At 70.5% G+C, this 8,689-nt stretch carries 6 protein-coding genes; 5 read left to right on the top strand and 1 reads right to left on the bottom strand.

The window, feature by feature from the left end; translation table 11 throughout:
• Nucleotides 1-46 precede the first annotated feature (46 nt).
• Genes OU415_RS28110 through OU415_RS28100 form a run of 3 tightly spaced genes read left to right on the top strand, consistent with a single transcriptional unit; the run spans nucleotide 47 to nucleotide 6,575 of the window.
• The gene (locus tag OU415_RS28110; RefSeq protein WP_270952328.1) at nucleotides 47-2,737 is read left to right on the top strand and encodes a hypothetical protein; all 2,691 of its coding nucleotides are present in this window, start codon (nucleotides 47-49) and stop codon (nucleotides 2,735-2,737) included.
• An 11-nt stretch (nucleotides 2,738-2,748) separates the two neighbouring features.
• Nucleotides 2,749-3,567: a hypothetical protein gene (locus tag OU415_RS28105; protein ID WP_270952327.1), complete on the top strand. Its 819-nt coding sequence runs from the start codon at nucleotides 2,749-2,751 to the stop codon at nucleotides 3,565-3,567.
• On the top strand, nucleotides 3,564-6,575 hold the full coding sequence (locus OU415_RS28100; protein WP_270952326.1) for an AAA family ATPase: 3,012 nt from the start codon (nucleotides 3,564-3,566) through the stop codon (nucleotides 6,573-6,575). The genes OU415_RS28105 and OU415_RS28100 overlap by 4 nt, the downstream gene beginning before the upstream one ends.
• A gap of 316 nt (nucleotides 6,576-6,891) precedes the next feature.
• Here the strand turns inward: OU415_RS28100 and OU415_RS28095 are convergent, their stop codons facing one another.
• Entirely contained in the window at nucleotides 6,892-7,134 is a 243-nt protein-coding gene (locus tag OU415_RS28095) for a zinc finger protein (RefSeq protein ID WP_270952324.1), read from the bottom strand.
• A 187-nt stretch (nucleotides 7,135-7,321) separates the two neighbouring features.
• Here OU415_RS28095 and OU415_RS28090 point away from each other — a divergent pair, with 187 nt between their 5' ends.
• Both OU415_RS28090 and OU415_RS28085 read left to right on the top strand, forming a co-directional pair.
• Nucleotides 7,322-8,188, top strand: a complete 867-nt coding sequence (locus tag OU415_RS28090; protein ID WP_270952323.1) for a helix-turn-helix domain-containing protein — start codon at nucleotides 7,322-7,324, stop codon at nucleotides 8,186-8,188.
• Nucleotides 8,189-8,201: 13 nt separating this feature from the next.
• Nucleotides 8,202-8,405 (top strand): DUF397 domain-containing protein, encoded by a 204-nt coding sequence (locus OU415_RS28085; protein WP_270952322.1) that lies wholly within the window; start codon nucleotides 8,202-8,204, stop codon nucleotides 8,403-8,405.
• Nucleotides 8,406-8,689 lie beyond the last annotated feature (284 nt).

Below are 8,689 nucleotides of genomic sequence, written 5' to 3'. Positions count from 1 at the left end.
TTCGAGGGGGGTGGGGACGTGTCTTCCGGGGAACGGAGGAGGCGGAGTGGACGAGTCGATCACCGTGCAGCGCGTTCGGCACGCGCTGGTCGTGGGCCAGCTCGACGCGGATGGTGCCGCCGTCCTGCTGGCGGCGAACCTGCCGCCGAAGCGGGACCGCACCTACGTGGTGGTCGGCGCCTCCGCGCTCGACGGGATGACCAGGCTCGACCCGTGGGTGGTCGCTGATCTCGCCGACGAGGCGCGCGGTGTTCTCTGCGTGGTGGCACCGAACTGCGGCTCGATGGGTCGTAACGGCGCGCTGCCGCCCGCGAAGCGGCGCGCCGAACGCCTCGGCGTGGAGGTGACGGCACCGGACGGTGACCCGGTTGCGCTCGCCGACGGCAGCTTGTTCGTTCCCGGCTCGACGGCGGGCTGGGTGTCGTACCGCCCGGACGGCGCGCGGATACCGATCGGCGCGCGGTTCCCCGCACCGTGGTGGCAGGACGGGCTGCCGGACGCGGCAGACATCACCCACGTGCCCGCAGGTCTCTGGGTGCGCCATCCCGGCGCCCCGACCCGGCCCGACGACCGCCTCCTGCGGCAGGCACCCGACCGCGACCGGATGTACGTGGTGCTCGGCGCCCCGGGAGAGCCGCCACCTGCGGCGACGTCCGTGGCCGGAGTGCTGCGCGCGCTTCCCGACGAGGGCCGGGACCGGGCGGTCCTCGCCTGCTACGGCTTCGGCGGCGACCGGCTGGTCCGCGAGGTGGCCGGCGAGCTGGGCGCACCCGTGCGGGTGGCGCACGGCGTGCCCGATGACGACGGAATCGTGCAGGTCGACGAGACGGGCGAGATCCGCTGGCGGCCGTTCGCCGTGGAGAGCGTGTACCGGCACGATGGCGCGCCGGTGCTGGATCGTTGGGCCGCGCCCGCGTCCCTGGCGATGGTCGAGCCGGGCTCGTACCGGTTGACCGACGGTTGGCGCGTCGACGTGGTGCCGCGTGGACTCGCGGTGCGGCCCGATGAAGCGCCTCGCCCCGAAACCGCCGCGGAGGCAGGGCCGACCGCCGACATCGTTTTCGCAGCCGAGGCTGCTGTGCCGTCGGGTGTGCTGGCCGCGTTCAACCGCCTGGTGCGCGATCTGCCGACTGACGCGCGCGAGAACCTGCGGATCCTCCCGCAGGGCGATCCGTCGGCGCTGACCGGAATCGAGGCATCGGACCGCATCGCGCAGGCCCCCGCACCCGCGCCGATCAGCGCGCAGGAACGCGTGCCGCCGCCGAAGGGCGCGGTGATGGTGGCAACCGACGGTCGAGTTCTGCCCGTCGCACCGATCCTCCCTGTGCCCGGGAAGCACGATCAGTGGAAAGACGTCCGGGAAAGCGCTGGAGCCAGCACCGAAGCCGAGCCCGTGAGCAGCGGAATCCCGAGCGTGGCAGCCGCGAGCGTCGCCCCGGCGGTCGTCCCCGCACCGCCGGTGGTCCCGATGCCGAGCCCGGCTCAGCCCCAGCGAGTCCGGCAGCAAGTGCGCCCGGAACTCCCAGCCGACCCGGTGACACCTGCTCAACCACTGCCCCCGGCCCCGGTGTGGCCGGCGAGCCAGACGGGTCCCATCCCGATGGCTCAGGTGCAGCAGGCGGTTTCGGCTCTGCCGTCGGCAAATCCGCCGCTGTGGGGACATCCGAGGGCAGCCCCGCCGAACGGCCAGCCGCCATGGATCAGCGCCTCCGCCCCACCGGCCGCCGGGCCCGTCGCATCGACCGAGGTGACCATGCCGGGGACGTTGCCCGCCGTGGCCCCGGTGCACCGAGCGCCGGTCAGGGAGTCACCACAGGCGGTCAGCACCGAGTCGGCAGGTGCAACGGCGGTTCGATCGGTCGGTGGCACGGCGGTCAGGGCGGCGACCGCAATGGAATCAGAACCATCGCCGCAGGTCAGCGCGGCAACAAAGCAGGCCGCGGCGCCCAGCCCGGCAGCTGCAGGGCTACCGTCCACAGTGGCGTCCAGCGCTATGGCAGCCCCCGCTAAAGCGGAACCCGAAGCCAAGTCCACAGTGGAACAACCAGTGACCGGACTCCTCCCCGAGCGGCCGCGAGCGGTGGAGGTACCGGAAGACGCGCGCAGCACGGCCACCCAGCGGCGAGCCATGCGAGCAACCCTCGGCTCGCGCTACGACGTCGCCACCAGGGCGGTCACCAAGCTGCTCTCCGAGCGGCCGGGCATGCGCTTCGCCGCCGAGGACCGTGCCGCGCTGCTGGCCGAACTCGCCGTGGTGCGGGTCTTCGCCGACGACCCCACCGGCGAGTACGACGCCGACTTCTACGTCTGCCTGGCCGACGGGCTTCGGCGGTTGCCGACGGTGCGAACCGTCGTGGTGCGCGGAATCCCCGCGGACACCGCGGTCCAGCCGGAAGCACTGCTGCGCCTGCCCACCCCGGTCGTCGCGGCCCCGGCCGCAGGCGCAGGCCCGGTCGGACCCGCCGAGGCCCTGATCTGGACGACCAGCGGCCGCCGCCTGGACGGCCTGCTCGACGACGAGCCCGCCCACCGCGACGACGTCGTGCTCTCCGGCCACACCCGCCTGCGCGTGCTGGCCGTCGAGTCCGCGCCGGTGCCGCGGATCCTCCTCGCCGAGGACGGGACCGCCGGCGACGCCGCGTTGACCAGGTTGCGCGCGGCTGCTGCCGCCCGGTCCGAAGTTCCGGCACGACAGCCCGACACCGACCGGTGGTTCGGCCCGCTTCCCGTGGTGTGAGAGGAGAAACCGTGGAGCACCATGAGCTGCTCGCGCTGGCCGGCCGCGTACCGGACGGCTGGCTGGCCATCGCCCGGGAGGCGCTCGCGGCTGGAGACACCGCCAGGCTCGCCGCTCTGGTCGCCACGCTCGGCGAACCGAAACCTCAAGCGGCCCAGCACAGTTTCACCCCGGAACCGCACGGCCACGAGCAGGCCGACAGCGCGGCGCTCGCTGCGGTCCGAAACGCTGCGCAGGCGTGCTGGGCAACCACGAGGAACGGCGCGGACCGCGTCTACCTGGTCCAAACCGAGGCCGACCCGTCGACCGTGACCGCCGCAGCTCACCGCGCCCTGGCCGGCCTGGTGGACTCCCCGCGGGTGGAGGTCTTCGCCCCCGACCAGCCCCTGCCCGCCTACCACGAACAGGCGCTGCTGGCCGCGACGCTGCTGTGGTCGGAGACCCCGAAACCGCAGGTCAGAGTGGCCCGCGCGTTCGACGGCGCCACCGCCGCCGGGCCGTGGTTCGCCCCCGACCGCGAGCTGGTCGTCGACCCCGCCGAACGCAGGCGGCTGCTGGACTTCCTCACCGCAGGCGAGGTCGTGCTGACCGCGGACGTGCTGATGGCGGACGTGTTCACCGGCGCGACCGCCGTCCCGGCCGACCTGCGCTCCGACGGCACCTGGGTGTGGTCGGACGCCACCAAGTACTACCTCGACCGCTACCAGCTGGCGCCCGACGCGGAGCTGGCCGGGCACGCGCTGGCCCACGCACCGCGCGGCCGTCTGTGCCCGCTCACCCGCCACCACGTGCGCGCGGCCTTGACCCCGAACCAGGGAGGCACTTCGTGACGAGCAGGATGACCGGAGTCCGGTCGGTGCTCGGCGTTTCACCGACCGAGCCCGACTGCTTCCGCACCGTCGGCGACGCGATCAGCTCGGCCCGCGACGGCGACGTGATCGCCGTCCGGCCCGGCGTGTACCCGGAGTCGATCGTGCTGGACCGCAACGTCACGCTGTCCGGCTCCGGCTCGCCGGGAGACGTGCGGATCGAGGCCGCGGGCGAGCCGGTGCTGCGCGTGACCACCGAGCACGCCGAGGTGTCCGGCATCGAGTTCGCGCATTCCGGCGGTGCGGTCGCGGTCGACCTGCAGTCCGGCGAGCTGCACCTGGACGAGTGCGTGGTCGCGGCGAACTCGGAGGTGGCGGTCGTGGCCCGCCGAGGCGTCCAGCTCCGGGTCGACGCCACGACCGTGCGCAACCCCGGGGGCGCCGGGGTGCTGGTCTTCGACGGGGGATCGGCCCAGCTGACCGGCTGCACGCTCACCTCGCTCGGCACGACCGCGGTGGTCGCCCGCTCCGGCGGGGCTCCGGTCCTGGTCGACTGCGCGGTGACCGACGCGAAGGGTGCGGTGCTCGCCGCCGATCGGGGCCGCGGTGAGCTGCGCGGATGCCGGATCAGCGACATCACCGGCACCGCGATCGTCGTCGAGGAGCGCAGCGAGCTGACTGTCTCCGGAACCGAAGTGTCCGTTGTGGACGGTGTGGGAATGCTGTCGGCGAGCGGGTCCCGGCCGGTGCTGCGCGACTGCCGGATCAGCGACACCACCGCGCAGGCCGTCGTCGTGGTGCAGGAATCCGCCGCCGAACTGGAACGGGTCACCGTCGACGGAGCGCGCGGGCACGCCGTGCAGGTGCTGGAGGGATCGTCCGCCGACCTGTCCGAGTGCGTGCTCACCAGCGCAGGCCACGACGCGGTGGTCGCGGGTGCCGACGGCGCGCTTCGACTGGCCGGCTGCGAGATCACCGGCGGATCGGGCAACGGCGTGCTGGTCGAGAGCCGGGCCTCGGCGACGGTGCGGGACACCCGCGTCGTCGGCGCGGCCGAGGCGGGCCTGCTTGCCCAGGACCAGGCGAGACTCGCGGTCGACGGCGGTGAAGTGCGCGAATGCCGGACCGGCGTGGTGTGGCGCGGCCAAGCCGAAGGTTCGATCACCGGCTGCGCGGTGCGGGACAACCTCGGCGACGGCATCGCGGTGCAGTCCGAGCAGCCGGTGGAAGTGACCGGCTGCACCGCCGAACGCAACCTCGGCACGGACATCCGGCTGCCCGGCGGGGAGATCCCGGCGCTGAACGAATCCGCTGAGGACGATCCGCGACCGGAGCCCGCCGACACCGGGGACACCGAGGAACTCGACGACCTGCTCGCGGAACTGGCCGAACTGGTCGGCCTGGACGGCGTGAAGCGCGAGGTGGAGACGCTGGTGCGGTTGCACCAGATGTCCGAGCGCCGCGCCGCCGCCGGACTCCCGTCGCCGCCGCTGTCCCGGCACCTGGTCTTCACCGGCGCACCCGGCACCGGCAAGACCACGGTGGCCAGGCTCTACGGCCGGATCCTCACCGCGCTCGGAGTCCTGCGCTCCGGCCAGCTGGTCGAGGTGGCGCGGCCGGACCTGGTCGCCTCGGTGGTCGGCGGCACCGCGATCAAGACCACCGAGATGTTCAACAAGGCGATCGGCGGCGTGCTGTTCATCGACGAGGCCTACACCCTGTCGGCGGGCAGCAGCGGCGGTGGCCCGGACTTCGGGCAGGAGGCGATCGACACGCTGGTGAAGCTGATGGAGGACCACCGCGACGAGGTCGTGGTGATCGTCGCGGGCTACACCAACGACATGCGCTCGTTCCTGGCCGCGAACCCGGGCCTGTCCTCGCGCTTCTCCCGCACCATCGAGTTCGCGGACTACTCGTCGGCGGAGCTGGTCACCATCGTCGAGGGCCTGTGCCGCAGCCACGACTACCGGCTGGAGTTCGAAACCAGGTCGGCGCTGCACGCGTACTTCACGAACCTGCCGCGCGACGCGGCGTTCGGCAACGGCCGCACGGCCCGCAAGGTGTTCGAGGAGATGCTCGGCAGGCAGGCCTACCGCCTGGCCGACGACCCGACCGCCGGCCACGTCGCGCTGACCAGGCTCCTCCCGGACGACCTCGGCCCGCTGCCCGGCTCGTCGGTCGGCGCGGGCGCCGGCCGGGTGGACGAGGAACGCATCGAGCAGCTGCTCGGAACGTTGCAGGGCCTGGTCGGGCTGGACGAGGTGAAGTCCGAGGTGTCGGCCATGGTCGACCTGCTCACGTCGGCGCGGCGCAGGCAGGCGGCGGGCCTCCCGGTCCCGTCGGTGAGCCGGCACCTGATCTTCGCGGGCCCGCCCGGTACCGGTAAGACGACCGTGGCACGCCTCTACGGCTCACTGCTCGCGGCGCTCGGCGTCCTCGCGCAGGGGCAGGTCACCGAGGTCGCGCGCGCGGACCTGGTCGGCGAGTACGTCGGCCACACCGCCCGCCGGACCACCGAGGCGTTCGACCGGGCCCGAGGCGGTGTGCTGTTCATCGACGAGGCCTACACGTTGTCGTCGAGCCAGGGCAGCGGCCACGACTTCGGGCGGGAAGCGATCGACACGCTGGTGAAGCTGATGGAGGACCACCGCGACGAGGTCGTGGTCATCGCGGCCGGCTACGAGCGGGAGATGCAGGGCTTCCTAGCCGCGAACCCCGGCCTCTCGTCCCGCTTCTCGCACCGGGTCCGCTTCGCCGACTACACCCCGGACGAACTGGTCACCATCGTCAACCAGCACGCCACCGACACCGGCTACGAGTGCACCGGCCCAGCGGTAGCGGCCCTGCGAACCCACTTCGCGACGATGACCCGAGGCGATTCCTTCGGAAACGGCCGCTACGCCCGCCAAGTCCTCGACGAGGCGATCGCCAACCACGCCCGCCGAACCCGCGCCCTCACCAACCCGACGATGGACGACCTCTGCCTCCTCCACCCAGAAGACGTCCCCACCCCGGTCGTGAGTGCGTAACAGTGTTCGAACACTGTTACGCACTCACGACCGCACTCTCACGCCCGCGGCAACAGCCAATGACGACCGACGTAGTCCTCCGTTGGCCACTCGATGGATTCCGGGGGATGGGAGTCGGGAGGCTCGGGATCTCGGGGTTCGGGCGCTGCCGCGTCGACGAGTTGCCACACCATCAAGGATCCCGGTCCTGAACCCGAGTGCTGGCCCTGACCACCGCGCACCGGCAGCAGCGCGACCACTGCGAACGCAGCTGCGGCAACTCCCAGAAACGCCAACAGGTTTCCTGCTGCGTGCACCAAGACGAGAACGGTTGCAATCACTGGGCATCCGCCTCCCGTTCCACTGCGTCGCGGCGCGCCCGGGCTTCGTCCCAGCAGGTTGCGCAGGTCGGGGAGAGCCAGTCCAGCTCGGTCGGCATCATGATGGTTACCGTTGTGCCGCAAAGGGTTTCCCGTTCTTGACCGGGATACGGAGGTTCGGTGTGCGACAACCCGTGCCGCACACCGTCGACCGGCCGCCAGTACGCAACCAACCCCGCGGGCTGGAACATGTCGCGCATCGCTTCTCCTGACTGTCGAAGGAGGGAGAAGCGGTGGCCTCGGGTCGGGGAGGGGGAACCACCGAGGCCACCGCCACGTGATGACGGACAGTGCTGATACCGTCACCGACAGCAGCAACGCTAGCGACATTGGAAGCTATATAGCTAGCTCGTAAACCCAAAGGTGTGATCAGCAAGGAGTCCCGAAATGCCGCCAAACTCCCCGACGGTCGCCAGCTGGGCTTTGGGTCGCCGTCTTCGGGAAGTCCGCGAGGAGAACGGTCTGACCAGCGGCGCAGCATCCAAGCTCATCGGCGTGACCTCGGCGTACCTATCCGAGGCCGAGCACGGGAAGAAGACGCTGGCGCCGGAAAAACTCGACGCACTGATGGTGGAGTACGGCATCGAGGATTCCGAAGCCCAGGAGCTTCGCGTGTTGCGGGAGCAAGCGGTCCAACGCGGATGGTGGGCCAAGTACTCCGGCATCTTCGGCAACGATCTGCTGCGCTTCTTCGGTTTCGAGTACGGCGCGGAAGAAGTGCACGCCTACGACAGCGGAGTCATGAACGGCTTGCTGCAGACCGAGGACTACGCCAGAGCGATTAGCGAGGCGAGCACCGGGAATCTCCGCCTGGCCGAAGTCGACCGACGGGTCACTTGCCGGATGACGAGGCAGCGGAGGCTTACCGGTGACGACCCGCTTCGGCTCAACATCGTCATGTCGGAAGCCGTGCTGCGCCAGGAGATCGGTGGGCCGGATGTGCTCAAAGCTCAACTCGAGCACATCCTCGCTCTCATCGACGAACACTCCGACACGTTGGATCTGCGCATCGTTCCGTTCTCGGCCAGAGGGCACGAGGCAATGGGCGGATCGGCCTTCTATCTCATGACCTTCCCGAACGGCAGGCTGCCCACCGTTCTCTGGCAGGAGACCGTGACCTCAACGAACCTGATCATCGATGCCATGACGGTGAGGGAGTACGCCATCGCGCACACCGCTGCTACGCAGGCTGCGCTCGATCGCGAGGAGTCCCAAGCGGTCATCAAGAAGATCTCGACAGAGGTGTCGCGCTAGCTAGAGTTGATTCATGAACACTTTCCGTACCTCGAAGCCTTTAGGTGGGGCGAGCTGGCGGAAGTCCAGCCGTAGCGCCAGTAACACGCACTGCGTGGAGGTGGCGCTGTTGACGGATGTCGTCGGTGTGCGCGACACGAAGGACCGCGATGGCGGCACGCTCGTTTTCACGCCCGGGCAGTGGGCGTCGTTCACCGCCGGTTTGAAGCGGGGCTGAGTTCCCGTGAGTCTTTTGGGCCGCTATAGCAGCCCAAAGTACTCACGGTTCCCACTCGGCGGCCAAGCTGCATTTGGGCTGTTCAACAAGGCTTTGCATGAGGCAGGGCTGCGGCGTTCACTGCCGGTTTGAAGCTGGGCTGGGTCTCGTGAGTGGTTTGGGGTGCTATGGCGCCCCAAAGTGCTCACGAACGGAAGCCGCTGGTCAGGCCGCGGTCGGTTCGCTCCAAACGGGGAGCACGACCTGGGTGGGGCAGTTGCGGAGCATCGATCGCGGCTCATGGG

It is taken from the genome of Saccharopolyspora oryzae (genome assembly GCF_027853915.1).
GTDB lineage: Bacteria > Actinomycetota > Actinomycetes > Mycobacteriales > Pseudonocardiaceae > Saccharopolyspora > Saccharopolyspora oryzae.
Note: the sequence above shows the minus strand (reverse complement) of the source record. Positions and strands in the feature narration are given on the sequence as shown.

Bases quoted from the DNA above. Each gene is read 5' to 3' on its own strand.
- OU415_RS28085 (WP_270952322.1), top strand. From the start codon at position 8,202: ATGAACACTTTCCGTACCTCGAAGCCTTTAGGTGGGGCGAGCTGGCGG.
- OU415_RS28090 (WP_270952323.1), top strand. From the start codon at position 7,322: ATGCCGCCAAACTCCCCGACGGTCGCCAGCTGGGCTTTGGGTCGCCGT.
- OU415_RS28095 (WP_270952324.1), bottom strand. From the start codon at position 7,134: ATGCGCGACATGTTCCAGCCCGCGGGGTTGGTTGCGTACTGGCGGCCG.